Origin of the sequence: Actinomadura decatromicini (assembly GCF_008121305.1) — a bacterium.
In the GTDB taxonomy this organism is placed as follows: Bacteria; Actinomycetota; Actinomycetes; order Streptosporangiales; family Streptosporangiaceae; genus Spirillospora; species Spirillospora syzygii.
This window is the reverse complement of the sequence record NZ_VSRQ01000004.1, coordinates 401,645-427,755: the sequence shown is the minus strand read 5'-3', so window position 1 is coordinate 427,755 and position 26,111 is coordinate 401,645. Positions and strand designations below refer to the sequence as shown.

The following is a 26,111-nucleotide window of genomic DNA, read 5'->3' as shown; positions in this document are numbered from 1 at the left end:
CGTGAATCGGACTCTAGATCAACAGAACGGTCACGGCAGGGTGAGGATTTCGTGGCCGTCCTCGGTCACCAGCAGCGTGTGCTCGAACTGCGCGGTGCGCCTGCGGTCCTTCGTCACGACCGTCCAGCCGTCCTGCCAGATGTCGTAGTCGTACGTGCCGAGCGTCAGCATCGGCTCGACGGTGAACGTCATCCCCGGTTCGATGACCGTCGTCGCGTTCGGGTCGTCGAAGTGGGGGACGACCAGGCCCGAGTGGAACGTCGTGCCGATCCCGTGGCCGGTGAAGTCGCGCACGACCCCGTACCCGAACCGCTTGGCGTAGGACTCGATGACCCGTCCGATCACGTTCAGCTGGCGGCCCGGCTTGGCCGCGCGGATGCCGCGCATCATCGCCTCGTGGGTGCGCTCCACCAGCAGCCGCGACTCCTCGTCGACGTCGCCGCAGAGGAACGTCGCGTCGGTGTCGCCGTGCACCCCGCCGATGTAGGCGGTGATGTCGACGTTGATGATGTCGCCGTCGCGCAGGACGGTGTCGTCCGGGATGCCGTGGCAGATCACCTCGTTGATCGAGGTGCACAGCGACTTCGGGAACCCGCGGTAGCCCAGCGTGGACGGATACGCGCCGTGGTCGAGCAGGAACTCGTGGCCGACGGCGTCCAGCTCGTCGGTCGTGACGCCCGGCCGGACGTGCTTGCCGACCTCCTCCAGCGCCTGCGCGGCGATCTTCCCGGCCACCCGCATCCGCTCGATGATCTCGGGGGACTTGACGTCGGGCTCGCCGGTCTTCGGGCGCTTCTTCCCCACGTACTCGGGGCGCGGGATGCTCGACGGCACCTTGCGCATGGGGGAGACGTTGCCGGGCCGGAGAAGCTGGGTCGTCATAGTGATGGAGTGTAGTCAGCGCGCTCGCGGCAACGAATCCCGTGCCGAGAGCCGGATCGAGAGGAGTGCCGATGGCCGGTGACGACGGCGACTGGTGGTTCTGCCTGAAGCACATGAGGGTCGAGCACGGGCCCGGCTGCCCCGACAAGGACCGGATGGGCCCCTACGGGTCGGAGAGCGCCGCCGCGGGCGCGCTCGCCCTCGCGCGCGAGCGCAACGAGGCATGGCGCAAACAGGACGGCGACGACTGAGTCACCTGTGGGGGGACGACCCCCCACACCCCCCGGATGCGGCCGGGCCGGTCCCCTCCACTCCGCTGGCGCTCCGCTCCGGGAACCGGCCCGGCCGTCAGGGCTGGTCCACGACGGGCCCGGTCACCGCGTCCAGGAGTTTGGCGAGGCGGTGCCGGAGCCCGCGCGGCGCCTTCCCCTGCTCCTCCCCGGCCGCCGCGCTGACGAGGTGCTGCGCCCCGTCGAAGGAGATCAGCGCCTCGTCCGGCGGGACGGTCAGCGCCTCGTGCGCGAGGCCCCGCAGGTCCTTGTCGCCGCCCTCCAGCGCGAGGACGGTCGCGCCGACGCGGCGGGCGTCGTCCACCCGCTCCAGCAGCGGGACGGGCGCGTCCTCCTCGGCGACGACGAACAGCGTCTCGCCGCGCCGCGCCGCCTCCAGCCGCTCCAGCCCGACCCGTAGGTGGGGCGGGGCGTCGGCGGGCGGCGTCCAGCGGACGAGGGTCGGCGCGAGGCCGGGGACGGCGGCGAGGCGGCTCTCGTCGTCCAGGTGCGCGGCGAGGTGCCACGGGTCGTCGCCGGGCGTGCCGACGAGCAGCAGGCCGCCCGGCGTCCGGGAGGTGACCCGCAGCGCCCGGCCGAACTCCCGCGTCCGCTCCAGCCAGCCGGTGGCCGACAGCACCTCACGCAACATGACGATCTGCTCGGCGTCCACGGCCACCATGGTGCCTCAGGAGCCGCGCCGTACAAGGTCCTTTTACGCACGGCTGTCTTACGCGCGCCGGTGCGCGCCGTGCCGGAACCCCGCCGCGCGGCCGCCGCGGACCCGCCTGGCAGACTCGGCGGCATGACTGAGCAGCGGAAGACGCCCTACGACCTCCCCGACGTGACCGGCCTGTCGATCGGGATCCTCGGCGGCACCGGAGATCAGGGCAAGGGCCTCGCCCGCCGGTTCGCGCTCGCCGGGCACCGCGTGACGATCGGTTCCCGCAATGCCGAGCGCGCCCAGGCCGCGGCCGAGGAGCTGGCCGCGGGCGGCGACCTGCCGGTGTCCGGGGCGGAGAACCCGGCCGCCGCGAGCGGCTCCGACGTCGTGATCGTCGCGGTCCCGTGGGACGGCCACAAGGCCACGCTCGAGTCGGTGCGCGCCGAGCTTGCCGGGAAGGTCGTCGTCGACTGCGTCAACCCGCTCGGGTTCGAAAAGGGCAAGGGCGCCTTCGCGCTGCCGGTCGAGGAGGGCAGCGCCGCCCAGCAGGCCGCCGCCGTCCTGCCGGACAGCCGCGTCGTCGCCGCGTTCCACCACGTGTCCGCCAAGCTGCTGCTCGACCCCGAGGTGGACGGGATGGAGCTGGACGTGCTCGTCCTCGGCGACGACCGGGAGGCGACCGACCTCGTCCAGGCGCTCGCAGGCCGCATCCCCGGCATGCGCGGCGTCTACGGCGGACGCCTGCACAACGCCCACCAGGTCGAGGCGTTCACCGCGAACCTGATCTCGATCAACCGGCGCTACAAGGCGCACGCCGGACTGCGCGTCACCGACGTCTAGAAGCGGCGTCCGGGAGCGCGGACGAGGGCGCCCGCACGGCCGCGCCGGGGCGAGGAGCGGCCGTGCGGGCGGTCGCCGTCCCGCCGCCCGGGGTGGACCGGCGGCGGGACGTCGAGACGCTCCGGCGGATCAGCTGTAGGAGTGCTCAGGGGCCGGGTAGGCGCCGCTGACGACCTCGTCGGCGTAGCTGCGCGCGGCCTCGCTGAGCAGCGTGTTCATGTCGGCGAACTTCTTCACGAACTTCGCGGTGCGCGGGGTGAGCCCGGCCATGTCCTGCCAGACGAGGACCTGCGCGTCGGTCTGGTTGCCGCCGCCGATCCCGATCGTCGGGATGGACAGCGACGAGGTCACCCGCGCGGCGAGGTCCTCCGGCACGCACTCCAGGACCATGGAGAACGCGCCCGCCGCCTCCAGCGCCTTGGCGTCCGCCATGAGCTCCTCGCCGTCCTGGCCGCGGCCCTGCACCCGGTAGCCGCCGAAGACGTTCACCGACTGGGGCGTGAGGCCGAGGTGGCCCATCACCGGGATGCCCGCGGCGACCATCGCCTCGACCTGCGGGACGATCCGCCGCCCGCCCTCCAGCTTGACCGCGTGCGCGCCGGTCTCCTTGAGGAACCGGGTGGCGGCGGCGAGCGCCTCGGGGACGCCCGTCTGGTAGGAGCCGAACGGCAGGTCCGCGACCACCATCGCGCGCTTGGACCCGCGGACGACGGCCGCGGTCAGCGGGATCAGGTCGTCCACGGTGACCGGGATGGTGGAGTCGTAGCCGTACACCACCATCGCGGCGGAGTCGCCGACGAGCAGCACGGGGATCCCGGCCTCGTCGAAGATCCGCGCGGTCATCGCGTCGTAGGCGGTGAGCATCGGCCACTTCTCGTGCCGCGCCTTCGCGGCGGCGATGTCGCGTACGGTGACCCTTCGTCCGCTGGTACCGCCGTAGAGTGCGGTCGGCTGCGCGGGGGGCGCGACAGAAGAAGACATGCTGAACCTCCGGTCTTGAGGCGCCACGGTGGCGTACCCAGACGAGACCGATCGTGCCACTTGAGGAACGATTCGGAAAGGCCCCGCCATTCCCGGATCGGACGGGCACGCAGGCCCGCGGTGGCGCGCGAGCGCCCGGAATGTGGCCGGGGGAGGCATATACCGGTCGGATTTCGACGTGGTAGGTGTGATCTTCTCCCCTTGAAACCGTGTCATGCCTCATACTGTCGCTGGGTAGTGCTGAGACGACCGGCTGTCTGGGAGCGCGTCAGGTGAGATCCGTGATGGCGCCGCGAGGCGATGCGCCCGCCGCCGATTCCGCGTCCCGGACCCTCGTCCTGGGCATCGACGGAACGCGGCGGATCGTGCAATGCGGCCCGAACGCCAGGGCCGTCCTCGGCCGCGCCCCCGAGGAGCTGATCGGCCGCCCGGCCACCGAGCTGGTCGGGGACGAGGCCAAGGCCGAGCTGGAGGCGCTCCTGGAGTCCAGCGACGCGGGCCAGGAGCGCACCGGCGTGCTGACCGTGCTGCGCGGCGACTCCTCGACCACCGAGGCGGTGGTCACCGCGCAGCCCCTGGTCGGCGGCGACTCCGCGACCACGCGCTCGGCGCTGCTGTTCGTCCGCGTGGCGCTGCCGCCGAGCGAGCGCTACCAGGATCCGGCCCTCATGCGCCGCGCCCTGATGGACGACCAGCTCACCCGGTTCGGCGCGTCCCTCGACCTCGACCAGTCCGCGCGCGGCCTCGTGGAGGTCGTCGTCCCGCACTACTGCAACGCCGCGTCGGTGCTGGTGCTGGAGAGCCTGGTCGCCGCCGACGAGGTGCACGCCGAGTCCGGCTCGGCGGTGCTGCGCCGCATCGCGGTCACCTCCGACGACGGCAACGCCGCCTGGACGTCGACGTTCCCGGTCGGCGAGGTGCTGGTGTTCCCGGAGGGGACGCCGTACCGCCAGGTCATGGACACGGCCCGGCCCGTCCACCTGCCGCACATCGACCTCGACGCCGCGTCCGAGATCGGCCGGCTGTGGCGGCGCGGCCCGGCGGGCGAGCTGCTGTCCAACGTGTCGATGGTGCTGCTGCCGATGATCGCCCGCGACACGCTGCTCGGCTTCATCGCCTGCACCCGCGTCCCCGGGTTCCGCAAGTTCGACGCCTACGACGTCGAGATCGGCATGGAGTTCGCGGCCCGCGCCGCCATCGTGATCGACAACGCCCGGTTGTTCAGCCGGGAACGCGCCACGGCGCTCGCGCTGCAGCGCAGCCTGCTGCCGAACCGGCTGTCCGCGCCGTCCTCGGTCGAGGTCCGGCACCGCTACCTGCCGGGCAGCAAGCTCGTCGAGGTCGGCGGCGACTGGTACGAGTCGATCGCGCTGCCCGGCGCCCGCGTCGCCCTCATCGTCGGGGACGTCGCCGGGCACGGCGTCCGCGCCGCCGTCACCATGGGGCGGCTCCGCACCGCCCTGCACACGCTCGCCAACCTGGAGCTGCCGCCCGCCGACGCCCTGCACGTCATGCACGAGCTGATGATCGAGCTCGGCGAGCAGGAGCCGCACTTCGCGACCTGCGTCTACGCGGTGTACGACGCGACCACCGGCACGATCGAGATCGCGTCCGCCGGGCACCTGCCGCCGCTGCTCGCCGGGCCGAACGGCGACAACGAGTACCTGAAGGTCCCGCCCGCCCCGCCGCTCGGCGTCGCCGGCGGCGCCGCGATCGAGAGCCGCGAGTTCACCGTCGAGGACGGCAGCCTCTTCGTCATCTACACCGACGGCCTCGTCGAGAACCGGGGCCGCGACATCGACGACGGCCTCGCCCGGCTGCAGCGGATCTTCGGCCCCGACTCCGTCGACCGCTCCATGGAGGACCTCGCGAAGGCCACCCTCGCCGGGGTGTACGCCGACCAGCACCGCGACGACATCGCCGTCCTGATCGCCCGGCTCCGCCGCCTCCCCGAGGACCGCTACGCCTCCTGGACGCTGCCCGCCGACCCGGCGGCCGTCCGCCGCGCCCGCGGCCTCGTCCGGTCCCGCCTGGAGGAGTGGGGCCTGGAGGAGCTCGACTACACCACCGAGCTGCTGGCGTCCGAGCTGATCACGAACGCGCTCCGGTACGCGCCCGGCCCCATCGAACTTCGCCTGCTCCTGGAGCGGACGCTCGTATGCGAGGTCCTGGACCGGTCCGCCGCGCTGCCCCGGCTGCGCCGCGCCGAGGACGACGACGAGAACGGCCGCGGCCTCCTCGTCGTCAGCCAGCTCGCGCACCGCTGGGGCACCCGCCGCACCGCCGCCGGCAAGGTCGTCTGGTGCGAACAGGTCGTCCCCGGCGTCGACCCGGACGCCTCCGAGATCGTCCAGGGCTGGCCCGGCGAAACCTGGCCCGGCGAAAGCCACCACCGCGAGTAGCCCAGGGGGGCGACCCCCTGGAACCCCCGTTGCGGCGCAGGCGATCCTCACGACGCCGTTTCTGTCTGTCTTGCCTGTTACGGACGTGTGGGGCGTCGCTGCGGTCGCCTGCGCCGGCGGGTCGTGCGGCCTGCGCTCGCAAAGCTCGCTCCGGCCGCACGACCCGTGGCGACGGCTGAGGGCTCGTCCCGGCTAGCGTTCGCGCCAGGCGTTGGTGATGGGGAGGCGGCGGTCGCGGCCGAAGTTCTTCGGGGTGATCTTCGGGCCGGGCGGGTACTGGCGGCGCTTGTACTCGGCGATGTCGACCATGCGGATGACGCGGTCGACGAGATCGGGGTCGTGCCCGGCGGCGAGGAGGGCGGCGCGGCCCATGTCGCGTTCGACGTAGTCGGTGAGGAGCGGGTCGAGGACGTCGTACTCCGGCAGGCTGTCCACGTCGCGCTGGCCGGGGCGCAGCTCGGCGGACGGCTCCTTCTGAATGATCGCCTCCGGGATCGGCTCCTCGGCGAACAGGTGCAGGAACGGCGACGACCTCCCCGCCTGGGTGTTGCGCCAGCGCGCCAGTTCCCAGACGGTGAGCTTGAAGACGTCCTTGATCGGGCCGAAGCCGCCCGCCGAGTCGCCGTAGAGGGTGGAGTAGCCGGTGGCCAGCTCGCTCTTGTTGCCGCCGGTCAGGACGAGGTGCCCGTGCTCGTTCGACATGGCCATCCACACGTTGGCGCGGATCCGGGCCTGGAGGTTCTCGGCGGCGAGCCCGTGCAGGTCGAGCTGCTCCTCGAACGCCTCGACCATGCGCGCGATGGGGACGGTCCGCGCGTTCAGCCCCTGCCGCTTGACGAGCTCCTCGGCGTCGACGACGGAGCCTTCGGAGGAGTAGCGGCTCGGCAGCAGGATGACGTGCACGTTCTCCGGCCCGATGGCGTCGGACGCGAGCGTCGCGACGAGCGCGGAGTCGATCCCGCCGGACAGGCCGAGCACCACCGAGTGGAACCCGTTCTTGCGGACGTAGTCGCGCGTCCCGAGGACGAGCGCCGCGTACACCTCGGCCAGGTCGTCCAGCGGCTCGGCGACGGTCTGCGGCTCGACCGGGTAGGCGGGCAGCGGGTCGGGCGACAGGACGAGCCGGTCGACGGTGATCGTCGTGCCGTCCAGCGCGTCGACCGGGGTGCGGCCCGGCTCGGCGGACGGGTCGGCCGCGGGCAGCGCCAGGTCGGCGACGAGGAGGTGCTCGGTGAACTGGGGCGCGCGGGCGAGCGGCGTGCCGTCCGCGCCGACGATGACGGAGTCGCCGTCGAAGACGAGTTCGTCCTGGCCGCCGACCATGTTGACGTAGGCGAGGGCGCAGCCCGCCTCGCGGGCGCGCCGGGCGCACAGGTCGAGGCGGACGTCGTCCTTGTTCCGCTCGTACGGGGACGCGTTCAGCGCGAGCAGCAGCCCGGCCCCGGCGGCGCCGGTGACGCTGACCGGGCCGCCGTCCTGCCAGAGGTCCTCGCAGACGACGGTCGCGACGTCGACGCCGTGCACCCGGACGACGGGCAGCCGGTCGCCGCGCACGAAGATCCGGTACTCGTCGAACACGCCGTAGTTCGGGAGGTGGTGCTTGGCCGAGCGGACCAGCACCTCGCCGTCGTGGAGCCAGGCGGCCGCGTCCAGCGGGGCCCCGGCGGGCTGCCCGGAGCGGACGAGGCCGACCGTGCGGCGGTCGAGGTAGCCGGTGACGACCGGCAGGTCGCCGAGGCCCTCGTCGGCGAGCCGCCGGGCGAGCGCCGCGAGGGCCCGCTGGGACGCCTCGACGAACGACGCGCGGAGCGCGAGGTCCTCGACCGGGTAGCCGGTCAGCGCCATCTCGGGGAAGGCGACCAGGTGCGCGCCCGCGTCGGCGGCGCGCCGCGTCCACTGCACGATCGTGTCGGCGTTGCCGCCGAGGTCGCCGACGGTCGGGTTCACCTGCGCGAGAGCGATCCTGAGCTGTGCCACGGTCCAAGGATAGATCGCCGGAACCGGTTTCGTCACTCTGACGAAAAGTCGACCTCCAGCGCGATGGCGCGGCGCCGCCGGATCGCTGGGCCGAGCGCCGCCACCGCGACCGCCGCGGCGACGGCGAGGCCCGCGCAGGTCAGCCACAGCGCGGGCGCGCCGCCGAGGCCGAGCAGCTGGGTGCCGCCGAGCGGGGCCAGCAGGAAGCCGCCCGACCACGCCATCCCGTACAGGCCGCTGTAGCGTCCGCGCAGGTCGGCCGGGGCGAGGTCGGCGACGACCGCCTGCAGCACGGACGCCGCGGTGATCTCGCCGAGCGTCCACACGAGGACCGTCGCGGTGTACCCGGCCGTGGACGACGCCAGCGACGTCAGCCCGTAGCCGATACCGACGCCGACGAACCCGCAGGCCAGCACGAGGCTGTGGTCGCGCCGCGCCAGCCACGCGTTGACCAGCGGCTGGACGATGATGATCAGCACCCCGTTGGCGGCGAACGCGATGCCGTAGTCCTGCGGGCCGAGGCCGTCCTCGCGCATGGCGAGCGGCATCGTCGTCAGCCCCTGCATGAGGACGAACGTGTACACGAGCGAGGTCAGCACGTACCCGACCATGACCCGGTCGCGCAGGACGCGCCCGAACCCGGCGAACATCCCGGCGGCGGCGCGGCCGTCCCGCACCCGCGTCTCGGGGATGGCCCGCCAGACCAGCAGCCCGAACGAGGCGCAGGTCAGGGCGTCGATCCAGAACAGCCAGAGGAAGCCCTGCTGGGCGAGCGTCCCGCCGAGCACCATCGCGACGGCCCAGCCGAGGTTGATCGCCCAGAACAGCAGCCCGAACGCGCGCGGACGGTCGGCGGGCGAGATGATGTCGGCGACCATCGCCTGCGCCGCCGGCCGGTACATGTCCAGCAGGACGCCGAGCAGCAGCGCCGCCGCGACGATCGCGGCGATCCCCTGCGCGTAGCCGAGGATCAGCATCGCCGCCCCGGTGCCGACGGTCGCGCAGGTCAGCGTGGCGCGGCGGCCGATCCGGTCGGCGAGCACGCCGCCGAGCAGCGTCCCGCCGAGCGAGCCCGCGCCGAGCACCGCCATGACGAGCCCGGCCTGCGCGAGCGACAGCCCGCGGACGGTCGTGAGGTAGAGGCCGAGGAACGGCTCGACCATGGTGCCGAGCCGGTTCAGGAGCGTTCCAGCCCAGAGCGTCCAGAACGTCCGGGGGAAGCCGCCGACCCGGGGACGCAGGAACGCCGCGAGCCGTCCGGGAGGGGCGACGGGGGAGCCTTCCAGAGTGGTCACCCGCCGATCGTCCGCGCTGCGGACGGCCCGCGGTAATCATTTAGCCTGGGCTAAATGATCGGGTCGAAATGATCGAGTTCGTGTTCGCCCCGGACGACGTGGCGCGCGTCCGGTTCGCGTTCTCGCCGCTGTGGGAGCTGGTGCGCAGCCTGCGGGTGCTCGCCGACCCGTCCGGGCACGCGCTGCACCTGCCGTGGGTGCACGCCGTCCGGCCCCGGCTGCGCGGGCTCGACATGCGGCCGCTGCGCGAGCTCGTCCCGCCCGCCGGCTACATCCCCGACTTCCTCACGCCGCCGCCGTCCGGCCCGCTGCCCGACCTGGACGCCGAGCTCGCCGTCGTCCGCGCCACGCCGCCGGAGGTCGTCGCGGACGAGCTGCGCTGGATGGAGCGCGGCGCCAGGCCGTCGCCTGCGCGCCGCGCGATGGCCGCCGACCCCGAGCGGACCCTGGAGGCGGTGGACGCGCTGCTCCGGGCCTACTGGGCGGCGGTCGTCGAGCCGTTCTGGCCGCGCGTCCGCGACCTGCTCGAAGGGGACGTCCTGCGCCGCACGAGGGCGCTCGCCGCCGCGGGCGCGGCCGGTGTGTTCGGCGGCCTGCACGACGCGGTGTCCTGGGAGTCCGGGACGCTCAGCATCGACCGGGACTGGCGGTGGCGCGGCGAGCTCGGCGGGCGGGGGCTGCTCCTCGTGCCGAGCGCGTTCGTCTGGCCGCAGGTCTCGGTGATGGTGCCGCCCTACCAGGCCATGCTCAGCTACCCGCCGAACGGCGTCGCGACGCTGTGGGAGGCGCCGGGCCGCGCGTCCGGGCGGGCCGACCCGCTCGCCGCGCTGATCGGCCGCCGCCGCGCCGAGCTGCTCGCCGCGCTCGCGACGCCCGCGTCCACGACGGAGCTGGCGCGCCGGATGGGCGTGACGGCCGGGGCGGTCAGCCAGCACCTCGGCGTGCTGCGCGCGTGCGGGCTGGTCGTCGGGCACCGGCTCGGGCGCCGCGTCCTCTACGTCCGCACCCCGGCGGGCGACGCGCTCGCGAGCCGGTCGGCGGACCGGTCGGCGGAGTGAGGCGGGTCAGCGGAGTGAGGCGAGGGCGTCCAGGCGGTGCGGCTCGGGGCCGGTGCCGGGCTGGTAGCGGCCGGACTCGGCGAGCCAGTCGAGGTGGGCGCGCGGCGTGTCCAGCAGGACCTTGACGACCTGCGCGGCGGCGGCGCGCTGCGCGACGGTCAGCTCCAGCCGGTCGAGCATGTCGGGGAGGCGGCGGGCGGCCGTCCAGGCGTCCTCCAGCCGGTCGGCGATCCGGTCGGCGACCAGGGCGGCGGCGCGCGGCGCGTCCAGCCCGTGCGCGGCGGCGAGGACGGCGGGCAGGTCGTGCACGTCGCCGCGGTCGGCCTCCAGGTCGTGCGAGGCGAGGTCGTTCGACCAGGCGACGGCGTCGGCGACGCTGTCGGCGAGCGTCTTCCACCGCGGGGTGCGCAGCAGCCGCGGCGGCAGCTCGACGCCGAGCACCGGCTCGGCGAGGTGGTACAGGAACGGGCCGCACGCGCGGCGGCGCAGCGGCCCGAACTCGGCCTCCGCCGGGACGTGCCGGATCCGCCGGTTCACCGACTCCTCGGCGCAGCCGTCCCGGTGCGCCTCCAGTTGGAGCATGAACCGGCGGCGCCACTCGCGGCTCATGTCCGCGGACGTCTCGGCCCACAGCTCCACGAGCGCGGCCTCCAGCGGGCGCGCGCCGGGCCGCGCGTGGCCGCGCCGCATCGCCCGCGTCAGGTCGTCGTAGAGCGCGTGGACGCCGCTGCCGCTGACCGCGAGCGGCGGGTGGTCGAGCGCGTCGTCGAGCGCGAGCGCCCAGGTCAGCCAGCGGGCGAACAGCTCGACCGCGCCGAGCTCGGCGGTCGGGAACACGCGCGCGGCGAGCCGCTCGCAGCGCGCCCGGCCGAGCGGCGAGGTGTCGGGGTCCCCGAGCACGAGGCCCCGGCCGCGCGCCCAGGTCTCCACCCGCGCGCCCAGCCGCCACGACTCGGGATGCATCGCGGAGGGGCCGGCCAGCCCGCTCACCCGGTCGGTCATCGAGAAGAGAAGAGAGATGTCCACGACGCGACCCACGTTAATGATCACCGCGTCGGGGACGCATGATCGGCACGTCAATTTTCGGGAAACCGGGGGACGGGCACTGTCAGGAGGGGTGCCGCCCCGGCCACTGTCGCGGCCGGAACCGCCATGTCATGATCAGGAAAAACGCTCCCCCGGGAGGACACCGTGTCCAGCAGGACCGCGTCCAGAAACACCGCATCCAGAAAAACCGCGCCTGGAAACACCGCGTCCAGGAAGCTCTCCTCCAGAGGAACCGCGCGCTGGGCGCCGGCGGCCGCGCTCGCGGCCCTGGCGCTGACCGCCACGGCGTGCGGCGGAGACGACGGCGCCACCGTGCAGGGCGTGAAGCTCGTGAAGAAGGGCGCGCTGACCTCGTGCACGCACCTGCCCTACCCGCCGTTCCAGTCCGAGGACAAGAAGACCGGCAAGGTCGTCGGCTTCGACGTCGACATCATCGACCTCGTCGCGAAGCGGCTCGGCGTCACGCAGAAGGTCGTCGACACGCCGTTCGAGACGATGAAGACGGGTTCGGCGCTGAATGCCGGGAAATGCGACATCCAGATGGGCGGGATGACCATCAAGCCGGACCGCGTCCGGTTCATGGACGTCTCCGACCCCTATTTCGACGCCACGCAGTCGCTCATGGCGAAGAAAGGCAGCGGCATAAGGTCGCTGGACGACGTCAAGGCCAAGAAGCTCAAGCTCGGCTCGCAGGCGAGCACCACGGGTGAGGACTTCGTCCGCGGCAAGGGCTTCGACCCTCGCTCGTTCGACAACTCCAACGCCGAGCTGGACGGGCTGCGCACCGGCCAGGTGGACGTGATCGTCCAGGACGACCCGGTCGTGCGGGGCTGGCTCAAGGACCCGGCGAACTCCTCCTTCGAGCTGGTCGCCAACCTGAACACCGGCGAGCAGTACGGGATGTGGATGCGCAAGGGCCACAACCCGGCGCTGGTCAAGCTGACCAACCAGGTGATCGCGCAGGCCAGGTCGGACGGCTCGTACAAGCGGATCTACGAGAAGTGGATCGGCCCGCTGCCGCCGGCCGCGGGCGGTGGCTCGTGACGGCCGAGGCCGAGCCCGTCGGCGCGGGCGGGCTGTCCCGGCGGCGGCGCAGGCAGGTGTCGCTCGGCGGGCAGTACGGGCTGTTCGCCGTGGTCGTCGTGCTGGTCGCGGCGTTCGCCGACTGGGGGAAGCTGCGGGTCAACTTCGCGAACTGGGACGTCGCCAAGGGCCTGTTCCCCGACATCATCACGATCGGGCTGCGCAACACGGCCGTCTACACGGCGGTCGGGTTCGGCATCGGGCTCGCGGGCGGGCTGGTGGTGGCGCTGATGCGGCTGTCGTCCGTCCCGCCGTACCGGTGGTTCGCGACCGTCTACATCGAGGTGTTCCGCGGCCTCCCGCTGCTGCTGATCTTCATCTTCGTGGGCGTCGGCGTGCCGCTGGCCTTCCCCGGGACGAACGTCCCGGGCGGCGCGGCCGGGCAGGCGGGCCTCGCGCTCGGCCTCGCCGCGACCGCGTACCTGGCCGAGACGATCCGCGCGGGGATCGAGGCCGTCCCGAAGGGGCAGCTGGAGGCGGCGCGGTCGCTCGGCATGTCGTACCCGACGGCGATGCGGTCGATCGTCATCCCGCAGGCGTTCCGGATCGTCATCCCGCCGCTGACCAACCAGCTCGTCCTGCTCTGCAAGGACTCCTCGCTCGTGCTGTTCCTCGGCATCACGCTGGAGCAGCGGGAGCTGACGAAGTTCGGCCGCGACCTCGCCGGGGACGAGGGCAACACGACGCCGATCATCGTGGCGGGGATCTGCTACCTGCTCATCACGATCCCGCTGAGCCTGCTGGCCCGGCGGCTGGAGGCCCGGCGGCGGGAGGCCCGATGAACGGAGCGAGGCGGCCATGACAGAGCAGGACAAGACGAAGCTCGACAGGGCGCCCCAGGACGACGTGCCGGTGAGCGCCATCGAGATCAGCGGGCTGCGCAAGGCGTTCGGGGCGACCGAGGTGCTGCGCGGCATCGACCTGCGCGTCGGGCCGGGGGAGGTGGTGTGCGTGATCGGCCCGTCCGGGTCGGGGAAGTCGACGCTGCTGCGCTGCGTGAGCCTGCTGGAGGAGCCGTCCGCCGGAACGGTCCGCGTCGCCGGGGCCGAGATCACCGACCCGGACGTCGACATCGACGCCGTCCGCCGCCGGATCGGCATGGTGTTCCAGTCGTTCAACCTGTTCCCGCACCTGACGGCGGTCGGCAACGTCGAGATCGCGCAGCGGAAGGTGCTGCGGCGCGGGAAGGCGGAGGCGCGGCGGGTCGCGCTGGAGAACCTGGAGCGGGTGGGCCTCGCCGGGAAGGTCGGCGCGTACCCGGCGCAGCTCTCCGGCGGGCAGCGGCAGCGGGTGGCGATCGCCCGCGCGCTGGCGATGGGCCCGTCGGTGATGCTGTTCGACGAGCCGACGTCCGCGCTGGACCCGGAGCTGGTCGGCGACGTCCTCGGCGTCATGCGCGGCCTGGCCGAGACGGGGATGACCATGCTCGTCGTCACCCACGAGATGAGCTTCGCCCGCGAGGTCGCCGACCGGGTGGCGTTCATGGACGGCGGCCTCGTCGTCGAGGAGGGCCCGCCCGCGCGGGTGATCGACGACCCGTCCCACGAGCGGACCCGGACGTTCCTGTCCCGCGTCCTCGATCCGGCCGCGGCGCGCGTCGGGGAGGGAGAGTAGTCGGATATGTTCCGGTCAGCGCCGTCCCGGGACGGCGCCGCGCGCGTAACGTCCCGGTAACAGCGACCGGGCATACTGCGTGGTAGCACGGCAGCGTCGAGGGAGAAGGCTTTGGACCGTCAGCAGGAGTTCGTGCTCCGCACGCTGGAGGAGCGCGACATCCGCTTCATCCGGCTGTGGTTCACCGACGTGCTCGGGTTCCTCAAGTCCGTGGCCGTCGCGCCCGCCGAGCTGGAGGGCGCCTTCGGCGAGGGCATCGGGTTCGACGGGTCGGCCATCGAGGGCTTCGCCCGGGTGTACGAGGCCGACATGATCGCCAAGCCGGACCCGTCCACGTTCCAGGTGCTGCCGTGGCGGTCGGAGTCGCCCGGCGTCGGGCGCATGTTCTGCGACATCCTCATGCCGGACGGCACGCCGAGCTTCGCCGACCCGCGCTACGTCCTCAAGCGCGCGCTGGCCCGCGCCGCCGACCTCGGGTTCACCTTCTACACCCACCCCGAGATCGAGTTCTTCCTGCTCAACGACAAGCCGGAGGACGGGCGCGAGCCCGAGCCGGCGGACGCGGGCGGCTACTTCGACCACACCCCGCACTCCGCCGCGCACGACTTCCGCCGCAACGCGATCACGATGCTGGAGGCGATGGGCATCTCGGTGGAGTTCAGCCACCACGAGGGCGCCCCCGGCCAGCAGGAGATCGACCTCCGGTACGCCGACGCGCTCACCACCGCCGACAACATCATGACGTTCCGGCTGGTGATGAAGGAGGTCGCGCTGGAGCAGGGCGTGTTCGCCTCGTTCATGCCGAAGCCGTTCACCGAGCACCCCGGCTCCGGCATGCACACGCACATGTCGCTGTTCGAGGGCGACCGCAACGCCTTCTACGAGCCGGGCGCGGAGTTCAAGCTGTCCAAGGCGGGGCGGGCGTTCATCGCGGGCCTGCTGCGCCACTCCGCGGAGATCACCGCAGTGTGCAACCAGTGGGTCAACTCCTACAAGCGGCTGTGGGGGAACGTCGGGTCCGCTGCGGGCGCCGGGGGAGAGGCCCCGTCGTACATCTGCTGGGGGCACAACAACCGGTCGGCGCTCGTCCGGGTGCCGATGTACAAGCCGCACAAGGGGCATTCGACGCGCATCGAGTTCCGGTCGCTGGACACGGCCGCGAACCCCTACCTCGCGTTCGCGGCGATCCTCGGCGCCGGGCTCAAGGGCATCGAGGAGGGCTACGAACTGCCGCCCGGCGCGGAGGACGACGTCTGGGCGCTCACCGTCGCCGAGCGCCGCGCCCTCGGCATCGAGCCGCTCCCGCAGAACCTCGACGAGGCGATCCACGCGATGGAGCGGAGCGAGCTGATGGCCGACATCCTCGGCGAGCACGTCTTCGACTTCTTCCTGCGCAACAAGCGGCAGGAGTGGGAGGACTACCGCCGCCAGGTGACGGAGTTCGAGCGCAAGCGGCTGCTCGCCGTCCTCTGACCGGGACGTCCGGTCTACGGTGGAGCGGTGACCGGGTCCCGGACTCCAGAACGCCGCTCGTCCCTCGCCGGACGGCTGGCGAGGCTCGGCTTCACCGCCGCCGCCCGCGCCGAGCGGCTGCTGCTGGACGCCGAGCGCGGCGGCTTCGCGCCCGGCGACGACCTCCTCGACGCGCTCGGCGGCACCGCCGACCCCGACCTCGCGCTGCACGGGCTGCTCCGGCTGTTCGAGGCCGCCGACGCGCGGGGCGTCGGCGGCGGGCTGCGGGACGCGCTGCGCGCCGAGCCCGGGACGCGGGAGCGGCTCACCGCCGTCCTCGGGGTGAGCGCGGCGCTCGGCGACCACCTCGCCCGGCATCCGGGGCACTGGGAGGTGCTGCGCGACGGCAGCGACGGGCCCGCCGGGAACCCCCGCTTCGACCTGCTCTCGGCGGTCGGCGCCGACCCGACGGCGGCGGAGCCGGTGGCGTCCGGGCACGGTCCCGAGACGCTGGTCGCGCTGCGCGTCGCGTACCGTAGGCGGCTCCTCGCCCTCGCCGGACGCGACCTGATCGGCGTCGCCGACGTCGCGGACGTCGCCGCCGAGCTGGCCGACCTCGCCGCCGCCGCGCTGGAGGCGGGCCTCGCGGTCGGCCGCGCCGAGGTCCCCGAGCACGGGACGTGCCGGCTCGCCGTGATCGGCATGGGCAAGTGCGGGGCGCGGGAGCTGAACTACGTCAGCGACGTCGACGTGATCTTCGTGGCGGAGGCGCGGGACGGCGTCGAGGAGGACGCGGCCCTGCGCGCCGCGACGCGGCTGGCGTCGGCGATGATGCGGGCCTGCTCGTCCTCGACGGAGGAGGGCGCGCTCTGGGAGGTGGACGCGGCGCTGCGCCCCGAGGGGAAGGCGGGGCCGCTCGTCCGGACGCTCGCTAGCCACCGCGCCTACTACGGCCGGTGGGCCAAGACGTGGGAGTTCCAGGCGCTGCTCAAGGCCCGTCCCGTCGCGGGCGACGCCGGCCTCGGCGCCCGCTACCTCGACGCGATCACCCCGATCGTGTGGGACGCGGCCGAGGGCGAGAGCTTCGTCGAGGACGTCCAGGCCATGCGCCGCCGCGTGGAGGCCGACCTGAACCAGCGCACCGCCGACTCCGAGCGGCAGCTCAAGCTCGGGCCGGGCGGGCTCCGGGACGTGGAGTTCGCCGTCCAGCTCCTCCAGCTCGTGCACGGCCGGGCCGACGCGACGCTCCGCGCCCGCGCCACCCTCGACGCGCTCGCCGACCTGTCCCGGGGCGGCTACGTCGGACGCGACGACGCGGCGGCGCTGGCGTCGGCGTACCGGTTCCTGCGGCGGGTGGAGCACCTCGTCCAGCTGCACCGGCTGCGGCGGACCCACCTCGTCCCGGACGACGAGGCCGACCTGCGCCGCCTCGGCCGCGCGCTCGGGCTGCGCACCGACCCGGTGGGGGAGTTCACCGCGCTGTGGCGGCGGCACGCCCGCGAGGTCCGCCGGATCCACGAGAAGCTGTTCTACCGCCCGCTGCTGCGGGCCGTGGCGCGGCTGCCGGGGGAGGAGGCGCGGCTGACGCCGGAGGCGGCCCGCGCCCGGCTGGAGGCGCTCGGCTACGCCGACCCGGCGGGCGCGCTCCGCCACATCGAGGCGCTGACGGCGGGCGTGTCGCGGCGGGCCGCGATCCAGCGGACGCTGCTGCCGGTCATGCTCGGCTGGTTCGCCGACGCCCCCGACCCGGACGCGGGCCTGCTCGGGTTCCGGCAGGTCAGCGACGCGCTCGGCACCACCCCCTGGTACCTGCGGCTGCTCCGCGACGAGGTGACCGTCGCCGAGCGGATGGCCTGGGTCCTCGGCTCCAGCCGCTACGCGACCGACCTGCTGCTGCGCGCCCCGGAGGCGGTCGCGATGCTCGGCAGCGACGGCGACCTGTCCCCGCGCCCGGCCGCGGGCCTGCGCGCGGAGCTGCTCGCGGCGGTCCGGCGGCACACCGAGGGCGGCTCCGGGCGCGCGCCGCAGGCGCGGGTGGAGGAGGCGGCCGGGGTGGTGCGGGCGGTGCGGCGGCGGGAGCTGTTCCGGGTGGCGGTCGCCGACCTGCTCGGCCTCGCCGACGTCCGGACGGTCGGCGAGGCCCTCACCGACATCGCCGCCGGGGCCGTCGAGGCGGCGCTGCTCGCCGCCGTCCACAAGATCGAGACGGCGTCGGGGGCGCCGCTGCCCACCCGGATGGCCGTCGTCGCGATGGGCCGGTTCGGCGGGCACGAGCTCGGCTACGGCAGCGACGCCGACGTGATGTTCGTCCACGACCCGGTTCCCGGCGCGGACGAGACGGCCGCCGGGCGCGCCGCGCACGCCGTGGCGGAGGAGCTGCGCCGCCTGCTCGCGCTGCCCGCGCCCGACCCGCCGCTGGAGATCGACCCGAACCTGCGGCCGGAGGGGCGGCAGGGGCCGCTCGTCCGGACCCTCGCGTCCTACGCCGCCTACTACGCGCGCTGGTCGGAGCCCTGGGAGGCGCAGGCGCTGCTGCGCGCCGACCCGCTGATCGGCGACCCGGGGCTGCGCGAGCGGTTCCGCGCGGTGATCGACCCGGTCCGCTGGCCGGAGGACGGGATCGGCGACGACGCCGTCCGGCAGATCAGGCGGTTGAAGGCGCGGATGGAGTCGGAGCGGCTGCCCCGGGGCGCCGACCGGCGGCTGCACACCAAGCTCGGGCCCGGCGGCCTCGCGGACGTGGAGTGGGTCGTCCAGCTCCTGCAGCTCCAGCACGCCCACGCGGTGCCGGGGCTGCGCACCACCCGCACCCTGGACGCCCTCGACGCGGCGGCCGCCGCCGAGCTCCTGGACGGCGAGGACGCGGCCGTCCTCGCCGAGGCGTGGCGGCTCGCGACCCGCATCCGGGGCGCGGTCATGCTGGTGCGGGGCCGCGCGTCCGACCTGCTGCCGGGCGACCACCACCGGGAGCGCAGCGCGGTCGGCCGGGTCCTCGGCTATCCGAGCCCGGGAGACCTGCTGGAGGATCACCGGCGGCACACGCGCCGCGCCCGCGCCGTCGTCGACCGCGTGTTCTACGGCGCCGAGTAGGTCCGCGCCCGGCTAGCAGCCGGAGCGGGTGGCGCCGCCGGTGGCGGCGGAGCCGGGGCTCGCCTTGCCGGGACGGGAGCCCGCGCTCCGCCGGGTGCGCTGGACGATGCGGTCCGAGACGCGGACCCGGGCCAGGACGAGCGGCGCCGGGCACCTCTCGTAGAGGATCCAGGAGACCAGCAGCGAGCCGCCGATCAGCGCGATCCCGGCGACGGCGTCGAGGACGTAGTGGTTCGCCGTGGACAGGATCACGAACACGGTCGTCACGGGATAGAGCGCTCCGAGCGCCTTGGCCCATTTCTGCGACGCCAGCTTCACCAGGATGAGGCCGCACCACAGCGACCAGCCCGCGTGCATGGACGGCATCGCCGCGTACTGGTTGGTGAGGCTCCCGGAGGCGTCGCTCGCGTACAGGCCGAGGGAGTGCAGCGCGGTCACCGGGTCGACGAAGCCCTCGCTGTGCAGGAAGCGCGGCGGGGCCAGCGGGTACTGCCAGAACCCGATCAGCGCCACGCCGGTGGCGAGCATGATCGACGTGCGGAGCCACCGGTAGTGCCGCGGGCGGTACCGGTACAGCCAGACCACCACGACGAGCGTCACGGCGAAGTGCATCGTGGCGTAGAAGATGTTCGCGGTGCGCGCGAGCCACGGCACGCCGAGGAGCGTCTGGTTGAGGTGCAGCTCGACGTCCAGCCCCAGGAACCGCTCGGCGCGCAGGATCTGGTCGGCGTGCGCGAACGCGGGCCCGGTGCCGTCCTGGACCAGGACGATCCGCGTCAGCGTATAACCGGTATAGAAGAGCACGACGAGGAGAAGCTCACGCCACACCGGAGGCGCGGTGAGCAAGCGGCGCCGCATCGTCGCGGCCGGCTTGCGCCGCTCGCCGGACTCGGCCTGGTGGGCCTCGCCTCGGCGGGCTGCTGGGGGGGCGGATTGAGCCATGGTACCTATCTTTGCCGCTGGGCCCCCTCGATGAGATCACCGCGACGAATGGTCTTCATCTCAGCCTTGAGTAGTACGACCCTGATGCGGTATCCGAACTTTCGGGGGAGGGCCCGAAGGACACATCCCTCTCCGCTCCTACCCCCGGCGCGGACCCTTATGTAGTTGATCAGGAGTCAGCATAGGAGGCGCTGGGTAGATCACGATCGCCCCCCGTGAGAGAACGGGGGGACGAATGGGCCACTTCACGGCGATACCCGGCATTGTGGCCGTCGGTATCGGCGCCCTGGCCGCATCCGGTCTGGCCGCGGGGGCGTCCGGAACGGGCGATCGGCTTGCGGCGGCGCGCGAAACGGTACCGCGCGACACAGTTCCGGGCGAGACGGTTCCCAGTGGCACGGTTTCGGGCGGCACGGTTTCGGGCGGCGCGGGTTCGCACGGCACGGGTCCGCGCGGGGTGGTGCCGCCGCCGATGATCGTCCCGCCGTTGGCCTGGACGCGCTGCAAGGGCCTGCCCCGTCCCGCCCCGGGGACGAAGGCGCCGCGCGGCGGGTTCCGGTGCGCGACGCTGGACGTCCCCCTCGACTACGCCCGGCAGTCCGCCGGGAAGATCGGGATCGCGCTGGTCAAGGCGCCCGCCGCGGACCGGCGGCACCGGCTCGGCTCGCTGCTGTTCAACTTCGGCGGCCCCGGCGGCGACGGCGTCGACACCCTCGCCCAGGTCGCGGGCGAGTACGCCGACCTCGGCGCCCGCTACGACCTGGTCGGCTTCGACCCGCGCGGCGTCGGCCGCAGCGCCCCCGTCCGCTGCGCCGGATCCCGGACCCTCGACGACCTGTTCGCCCGCGACGACAGCCCCGACACGCCCGCCGAGGAGAAGGCGTACGCCGACGGCCGCGCCGCCTTCACCCGAGGCTGCGCCACCCACTCCGGCAAACTCTTGCCCCACGTCGGCACGGTGAACGCGGCCCGCGACATGGACCTGATCCGCGCCGCCCTCGGCGAGGAGCGCCTCAACTACTTCGGGATCTCCTACGGCACCTGGCTCGGCGGCAACTACGCGCACCAGTTCCCGGGACGGGTCGGCCGGGCCGTCCTCGACGGGGCGGTCGACACCGGGCTGCGCGCCGCCGACCTCGCGCTCCAGCAGGCCGCCGGGTTCGAGCACGCGCTCCACGACTTCGGCGCGGCCTGCGCCCGGCTCGGCCCGAAGGACTGCCCGCTCGGGGCGGACGGCCCGTCCGTCGTGGCGTCCACGCGGCGGATCCTGGCGGGCCTCGACGCCAAGCCGCTGCGGACGTCCGGGCGCCGCCGCCACCTGACCCAGAGCCTCGGCACGGCCGGCGTCGCCGCCGGGCTCTACTCCAGGGAGGCGTGGCCGTACCTCGCGCAGGGCCTCGTCGACGCGGCCAAGCGCCGCGACGGGTCGCTCCTGCTCATGCTCGCCGACGTCCAGAACGGCCGCCGCGAGAACGGCGCCTACACCGGCCTGACGTCCGCGAACACCGCGATCACCTGCGCGGACGGCACCGACCGCTACACCCCGGCCGACGTCCGGCGGCTGCTGCCGAGGTTCCGCGCCGCCTCGCCGGCCTTCGGCGCGTCCGCGGCCTGGGGCCTGCTCCAGTGCACCGGCTGGCCGGTGAAGGGCGACGACGCGGCCCGCGAGGTGTCCGCCCCGGCGGCGGCGCCGATCCTCGTCGTCGGCAACACCGGCGACCCCGCCACCCCGTACGCGTGGGCGGCGGCGCTCACCCGGCGGCTCGGCGGCCGGGCGGCGCTCCTCACCCTCAGGGGGGAGGGGCACGGCGCCTACGACACCGGCGACGCGTGCGTCCGCCGGAACGTGAACGCCTATCTCCTCCAGGGGATCGTCCCGGCCGCCGGGACGACCTGCGGCTGAGGCCCGTCCCCGCCACCGCGGGCGGGGAGCTTTGGCAACATCTGCCTCTTGATCAAGTCGTCGGCATGGACTGGTCTAGACCAATGAGCCGAGGAGGAGGCTGATGATGAACGGCGGCCGAACCATCGTGTCCATCGCCGCGGCCGCGGCGCTCGCGCTGGCGCTCGCCCCGGCGGTCCAGGCGCAGGCGCCGCCGGGTTCCGCGCGGGGCTGCGACCCGGACGCGCAGCTCGCCCGGATGACCGACGCGGAGAAGGTCGGCCAGATGGTCATGGCCGTCACCGAGGACGCCCCGGACGGCATGCCGTCCGACCACACCCGCACCGCCATCCAGGATCTCCAGATCGGCTCGGTCATCACGTCCGAGCCGCGCACGCCCGGCCTCGCCGCCCGCTACGCGAACCGGATCCAGGACTGGGCGGCCGGCACGCGGCTCGGGCTGCCGCTGCTCGTCTCCGGCGACTTCGAGTTCGGCACCACGCACAACGTCCGCGAGGGGACGACCCCGCTGCCGAACGCGATGGGCCTCGGCGCGGCCCGCGACCCCGGGCTCGCCCGCGAGGCGGCGGTGATCACCTCGGCGGAGGCCCGCGCGATGGGCTTCCACTGGAACTACGCCCCCGTGTCCGACGTGAACACGAACCCCGCCAACCCGATCATCGGCGTCCGGTCCTTCGGCGAGCGGACCGACCTCGTCGCCGGGCTCGCGGAGGCGCAGGTCCGCGCCTACCGCGCGGCCGGGATGATCGCCACGCCCAAGCACTTCCCCGGGCACGGCGACACCGAGTTCGACAGCCACCTGGAGCTGCCCGCCGTCACCTACGACCGGGCGACGCTCGAAAGCGTCCACCTGCCGCCGTTCGCGGGCGGCATCGCGGCCGGCGCGGACGCGATCATGACGGCGCACGTCATCGTCAAGGCGATCGACCCGGACCTGCCCGCCACGCTGTCCCACAAGGTGCTGACCGGGCTGCTCCGCGAGCAGATGGGCTTCCGCGGCCTGATCGTCACCGACGCCATGGACATGGACGCGATCGACAAGCACTGGGGCACCCGCCAGGCCACCGTCATGGCGGTCGAGGCCGGGGCCGACGTGATCATGTCGACCGGCGACTACACCGCGCACGTCGAGGCGGTCGGCGCCCTCGCCGACGCGCTCCGCGACGGCTCGCTCAGCCGGACGCGGGTGGACGAGTCCGTCCGCCGCGTCCTCGCGCTCAAGTGCAAGTACAAGGTGGCCGAGCACCGCTACGCCGACCCGCGGCTGGCGGAGAAGGTGTCCGGGAACTCCGCCTTCCAGCGCCGCGCCCTGAAGATGGGCCTCGCCGCGACGACGCTGGTCAAGAACGAGGACCGGGTGCTGCCGTTCGACCCGCGCGACGGGAAGCGGACGCTCGTCGCGGGCGTCGTCCAGACCCCCGTGTTCGCCGACGAGATCGCCAAGGTCGCGGGCGGGCCGGTGGAGAGCTGGCAGGCCGCGACCACTAACCCGACGGACGTCGAAATCGCCGAGGCCGTCCGGCGCGCCGCGTCCGCGGACCGGGTCGTCGTGGCGACGTACTCGTCCGGGAAGCTGCCCGCCGGGCAGGCCAGGTTGGTCGAGGCGCTGCGGGCGACCGGGAAGCCAGTGGCGGCGGTCGCGATCGGGCTGCCGTACGACATCGCCTCGTATCCGGACGTCCGTGCCTACATCGCCACCTACGGGACCACGGCGCGGACGCAGCGGATCGACCTGACCATGCACAAGGCCGCCGCGCGGGTCCTGTTCGGCGAGCAGCCCGGCGGACGCCTCCCGGTCACGATCAAGGGCCTCTACCCGTTCGGGCACGGCCTGCGCTACTGACCGCCGGTCCGGGTGCGCCGCCCCCTGACCGGCGCACCCGGCCGTCCCGGAGGCCCCACGAGAACGCCGTCCGGGTCAGACGACCTGGTCGACCCGCATCGGCTCGCGGAGCGCGTTGCCGACCGTGCAGTACTTCTCGTGCACGCGCTCCGCGACGGCCTTCAGCACGTCCGCGGCCTTGTCGTCCCCTTCGGGCAGCTCCACGTCGTAGGTGACGGTGATCGTCCCGAGCGTGCTCGTCGCGACCTTGTCGGCCTGGACGCGGGCGGCGAGCCGCGCCATCCGGTGCCCGCGCTGCGCCGTCAGCGGCTCCACGGTCACCAGCTCGCAGCCGCCGAGCGCCGCGAGCAGCAGCTCGACCGGCGTGAAGACGCCCTCGGCGTCGCCGTCGCCGATGGCGACCTTCGCGCCCCGCGCGTTGACGGCCTGAAACCCGTCGTCGGTGCGCTCCACTCTGACCTCGGCCATGACATCCCCTCTGATCGTCTGGTGTCCGCGTGAACAGCGGCCTCGCGCCGGTTATGCCCGGCGGCCGGGACGACGTGCGTCAGGAGTCGCGCCTCGGGACGAGGTGCCGAGGCGGCGCTGCTCGTCCTCGACGATCCGGCGGGCGAGGGACTGCTCGGAGACGTCGACCGCGTCCGGCGTCCGCTCGGCCAGGTCGCTGTACCGGGCGTACTCGTCGAACAGCCGGGTCTTGTCGTGGAGGATCTCCAGCATGCGGGCGTCCACGCCGCCGGGGGTGAGGAGGCGGTGCACCTGCACCGTCCGGACCTGCCCCATCCGGTGCGCGCGGGCGACCGCCTGCGTCTCCATGGTCGGCTTCACCTGCGGCTCGCAGATGATCACCACGGACGCGGCCTGGAGGTTCAGCCCGACCCCGCCCGCCTGGATCTGCGCCAGCAGGACGGCGTGCCCGGCCTGGGCGGTGAAGGCGTCCACCAGTTCCTGCCGCCGCGCCGCGGGGACGTCGCCGGAGATCGGCCCGCGCGCCTGCGGGACCGCCTGCCGGACGGTCTCCAGCACGTCCCGGAAATAGGAGAAGACCACGACCTTCAAATCGTTCGCCGCGGCCTCGTCGACCAGCTCCACCAACCGGCTGAGCTTGGCCGACCGCTTCGGGACGGCGTACGCGGCCCGCCGCATCGCCATGAAGTTCCCGGCGGACACGGCCCGCCGGTAGGCCCGCGCGTCCGCCCGGCTGAACTCCTCCAACTCGTCGACGTGGACGAGTTCGGGCAGCTCCGTGAGGACCTCCCGCTGGTTGCGGCGCAGGTAGACGGGCGCGACCGCGGCCCGGAACGCGCGCGGCCCGAGCGCCGCGTCGCTCGGCCGGATCCGCTTCGCCACCTCCGGGCTCAGGTGTTCGACCAGGCTGCGGAACTCCTCGACCCGGTTCTCCATCGGCGTGCCCGTGAGGAAGAGGACGTTCTCCGTCCGCGCGCACCAGCGGGCGACGGCGCGCGCGCGGCGGGTCTCGTGGTTCTTGGCGTAGTGGGCCTCGTCCACGACGAACATGCCGATCTCGACGCCTTCCGGGACTTCCAGGCTGTGCAGGGTGGCGAGCGTCGTCACGGCGACGCCGCCGTCCTCGATCCATTTCCGCAGCGCCCTGGCGCGTCCCGAGCCGTGCAGCGGATGCGCGGCGAGCGCGCTGCGCGACTCGATCTCGCGCAGCCAGTTGATCAGCACGCTGGCCGGGCACGCCACCAGGAAGTGCGTCGCGCCCCGCGCCCGCAGGTGCGCGATCGCGGCGATGGCCTGGATCGTCTTGCCGAGCCCCATCTCGTCGCCGAGGATCACCCGCCGCTGGACGAGCGCGAACCGCGCCCCGAACGCCTGGTAGCCGCGCAGCGACACCCGTCGGTGTTCGTCGTCCAGGGGCTGGGCCTTGACGCGGGCGGCGAGGTCGTCCGGCAGGAACCCCTCGGCCGCCTCCGGCTCCAGCGCCGCCAGCTCGGCCAGGACGGTCTGGTACTCGGGCGCCCGCAGCTCGAAGTCGATCCACGCCTCGTCGGCGGACACCTCGGGACGCAGCAGGTCGACGGACGCCTGCGACATCAGCAGCCGACTCCGCCGCCCCTCCTCGGCGCGCAGCGCGTCGGCCAGCTCGCCGACCGCCGCCCGCGCCCGCTCCCGCCGGGACGGCAGCGCGAACACCCGCCGCCACCACGACCCGGCGGGCCGCGCGTCCCGCACCAGCGGCCCGAACCGCGCGTTGACCTCGTGCGCCGCCGTCCGCGCCTTGGGCAGGTCGGACCCGGCGTTGACGAGCCGGTGCAGCGCGACGACCACCGGCGTCATGACCTCGTCGCGCCGCTCGACGTCCACCCGCACGCTCGCCGACCGCTCCGCCGCCTCCGCGAGACTCCCCGCCGCCGCATGAAGTTGCCTGGCCGTCTGCGGCCCGACGCCGGGAATCAACTGCAACCGATGCGGGGGAGTGTCCAGCACGTCGGCGACGCTGACGAACCCGGCGTCCTCCAACGGCCCGAGCCTCAGCCGCCCCTCGGTGACGTCCTTCAACCGCGCGACCGGAATCGACGCGAGCTGCTCGCGCGCCGCCTCCTTCCGCAGCGGCGCCAGCGCCCTCTGCACCTCGGCCACGGCCCGCCGATGGTCGCCCAGCAGGTCACGGGCAGCGCCGAGCAGCGACCTCCCGTCCCGCAGGACGCCCTTCGACTCGTATGCCATCCCGACCCCTAACCGCAAACCCCGCCACATGATGCCAGCGCCCCCCGACACCCCGCCTTAGCCTGGAAGCCACCG

Annotated in this window: 21 protein-coding genes; 11 read left to right on the top strand and 10 right to left on the bottom strand. The window is 73.7% G+C overall.

Annotated elements, in window-relative coordinates:
- Positions 1–30 precede the first annotated feature (30 nt).
- On the bottom strand, positions 31–882 hold the full coding sequence (map, locus tag FXF68_RS20440; protein WP_148761580.1) for a type I methionyl aminopeptidase: 852 nt from the start codon (positions 880–882) through the stop codon (positions 31–33).
- Positions 883–953: 71 nt separating this feature from the next.
- On the opposite strand from map, the gene FXF68_RS20435 reads away from it, so the two are divergent.
- Positions 954–1,133, top strand: coding sequence for a hypothetical protein (locus FXF68_RS20435; RefSeq protein WP_148761578.1), 180 nt, complete (start codon positions 954–956; stop codon positions 1,131–1,133).
- A gap of 97 nt (positions 1,134–1,230) precedes the next feature.
- On the opposite strand, the gene FXF68_RS20430 is transcribed toward FXF68_RS20435, so the two are convergent.
- Positions 1,231–1,833, bottom strand: a complete 603-nt coding sequence (locus tag FXF68_RS20430) for a hypothetical protein (protein WP_148761576.1) — start codon at positions 1,831–1,833, stop codon at positions 1,231–1,233.
- A 123-nt stretch (positions 1,834–1,956) separates the two neighbouring features.
- Between FXF68_RS20430 and npdG the strand changes: the two genes are divergently transcribed.
- Complete coding sequence (gene npdG, locus FXF68_RS20425) at positions 1,957–2,655, top strand: NADPH-dependent F420 reductase (protein ID WP_148761574.1); 699 nt, start codon at positions 1,957–1,959, stop codon at positions 2,653–2,655.
- 129 nt (positions 2,656–2,784) lie between these two features.
- On the opposite strand, the gene panB is transcribed toward npdG, so the two are convergent.
- Positions 2,785–3,636, bottom strand: coding sequence for a 3-methyl-2-oxobutanoate hydroxymethyltransferase (panB, locus tag FXF68_RS20420; RefSeq protein ID WP_148352577.1), 852 nt, complete (start codon positions 3,634–3,636; stop codon positions 2,785–2,787).
- Between the two features lie 284 nt (positions 3,637–3,920).
- Here panB and FXF68_RS20415 point away from each other — a divergent pair, with 284 nt between their 5' ends.
- A complete protein-coding gene (locus tag FXF68_RS20415) occupies positions 3,921–6,038 on the top strand; it encodes a SpoIIE family protein phosphatase (RefSeq protein ID WP_148762361.1) in 2,118 nt (705 codons plus the stop codon).
- A gap of 192 nt (positions 6,039–6,230) precedes the next feature.
- Here the strand turns inward: FXF68_RS20415 and FXF68_RS20410 are convergent, their stop codons facing one another.
- A complete protein-coding gene (locus FXF68_RS20410) occupies positions 6,231–8,015 on the bottom strand; it encodes an NAD+ synthase (protein ID WP_148761572.1) in 1,785 nt (594 codons plus the stop codon).
- Positions 8,016–8,047: 32 nt separating this feature from the next.
- Positions 8,048–9,310, bottom strand: coding sequence for an MDR family MFS transporter (locus FXF68_RS20405; protein WP_148761570.1), 1,263 nt, complete (start codon positions 9,308–9,310; stop codon positions 8,048–8,050).
- A 68-nt stretch (positions 9,311–9,378) separates the two neighbouring features.
- On the opposite strand from FXF68_RS20405, the gene FXF68_RS20400 reads away from it, so the two are divergent.
- The gene (locus tag FXF68_RS20400; RefSeq protein ID WP_148761568.1) at positions 9,379–10,368 is read left to right on the top strand and encodes a DUF5937 family protein; all 990 of its coding nucleotides are present in this window, start codon (positions 9,379–9,381) and stop codon (positions 10,366–10,368) included.
- A 6-nt stretch (positions 10,369–10,374) separates the two neighbouring features.
- Here FXF68_RS20400 and FXF68_RS20395 read toward each other — a convergent pair whose 3' ends face one another.
- Together FXF68_RS20395 and FXF68_RS42460 are read right to left on the bottom strand one after the other, a co-directional pair.
- On the bottom strand, positions 10,375–11,394 hold the full coding sequence (locus FXF68_RS20395) for a terpene synthase family protein (RefSeq protein WP_148761566.1): 1,020 nt from the start codon (positions 11,392–11,394) through the stop codon (positions 10,375–10,377).
- A gap of 50 nt (positions 11,395–11,444) precedes the next feature.
- The gene (locus FXF68_RS42460; protein WP_187438050.1) at positions 11,445–11,774 is read right to left on the bottom strand and encodes a hypothetical protein; all 330 of its coding nucleotides are present in this window, start codon (positions 11,772–11,774) and stop codon (positions 11,445–11,447) included.
- Here FXF68_RS42460 and FXF68_RS20390 point away from each other — a divergent pair.
- The 5 genes from FXF68_RS20390 (at position 11,737) to FXF68_RS20370 (ending at position 18,654) form a co-directional block, all read left to right on the top strand.
- Positions 11,737–12,459, top strand: a complete 723-nt coding sequence (locus tag FXF68_RS20390; RefSeq protein ID WP_246178823.1) for a substrate-binding periplasmic protein — start codon at positions 11,737–11,739, stop codon at positions 12,457–12,459. The two genes, FXF68_RS42460 and FXF68_RS20390, sit on opposite strands and share 38 nt — an antisense overlap.
- Positions 12,456–13,280, top strand: coding sequence for an amino acid ABC transporter permease (locus FXF68_RS20385; protein WP_222870017.1), 825 nt, complete (start codon positions 12,456–12,458; stop codon positions 13,278–13,280). Before FXF68_RS20390 ends, FXF68_RS20385 begins: the two co-directional genes overlap by 4 nt.
- A 16-nt stretch (positions 13,281–13,296) precedes the next feature.
- Complete coding sequence (locus FXF68_RS20380; protein WP_148761562.1) at positions 13,297–14,112, top strand: amino acid ABC transporter ATP-binding protein; 816 nt, start codon at positions 13,297–13,299, stop codon at positions 14,110–14,112.
- Between the two features lie 111 nt (positions 14,113–14,223).
- The gene (locus FXF68_RS20375) at positions 14,224–15,585 is read left to right on the top strand and encodes a glutamine synthetase family protein (protein ID WP_148761560.1); all 1,362 of its coding nucleotides are present in this window, start codon (positions 14,224–14,226) and stop codon (positions 15,583–15,585) included.
- 27 nt (positions 15,586–15,612) lie between these two features.
- Positions 15,613–18,654: a bifunctional [glutamine synthetase] adenylyltransferase/[glutamine synthetase]-adenylyl-L-tyrosine phosphorylase gene (locus tag FXF68_RS20370; protein WP_148761558.1), complete on the top strand. Its 3,042-nt coding sequence runs from the start codon at positions 15,613–15,615 to the stop codon at positions 18,652–18,654.
- A 12-nt stretch (positions 18,655–18,666) separates the two neighbouring features.
- Here the strand turns inward: FXF68_RS20370 and FXF68_RS20365 are convergent, their stop codons facing one another.
- A complete protein-coding gene (locus FXF68_RS20365) occupies positions 18,667–19,596 on the bottom strand; it encodes a phosphatase PAP2 family protein (protein WP_246178822.1) in 930 nt (309 codons plus the stop codon).
- A gap of 472 nt (positions 19,597–20,068) precedes the next feature.
- On the opposite strand from FXF68_RS20365, the gene FXF68_RS20360 reads away from it, so the two are divergent.
- Both FXF68_RS20360 and FXF68_RS20355 read left to right on the top strand, forming a co-directional pair.
- Entirely contained in the window at positions 20,069–21,499 is a 1,431-nt protein-coding gene (locus FXF68_RS20360) for an alpha/beta hydrolase (protein WP_222870016.1), read from the top strand.
- 106 nt (positions 21,500–21,605) lie between these two features.
- Positions 21,606–23,342, top strand: coding sequence for a glycoside hydrolase family 3 protein (locus FXF68_RS20355; RefSeq protein WP_187438019.1), 1,737 nt, complete (start codon positions 21,606–21,608; stop codon positions 23,340–23,342).
- 75 nt (positions 23,343–23,417) lie between these two features.
- Here FXF68_RS20355 and FXF68_RS20350 read toward each other — a convergent pair whose 3' ends face one another.
- Both FXF68_RS20350 and FXF68_RS20345 read right to left on the bottom strand, forming a co-directional pair.
- Positions 23,418–23,810 (bottom strand): OsmC family protein, encoded by a 393-nt coding sequence (locus FXF68_RS20350; RefSeq protein ID WP_148761552.1) that lies wholly within the window; start codon positions 23,808–23,810, stop codon positions 23,418–23,420.
- Between the two features lie 51 nt (positions 23,811–23,861).
- Positions 23,862–26,036, bottom strand: a complete 2,175-nt coding sequence (locus FXF68_RS20345) for a DEAD/DEAH box helicase (RefSeq protein WP_148761550.1) — start codon at positions 26,034–26,036, stop codon at positions 23,862–23,864.
- Positions 26,037–26,111 lie beyond the last annotated feature (75 nt).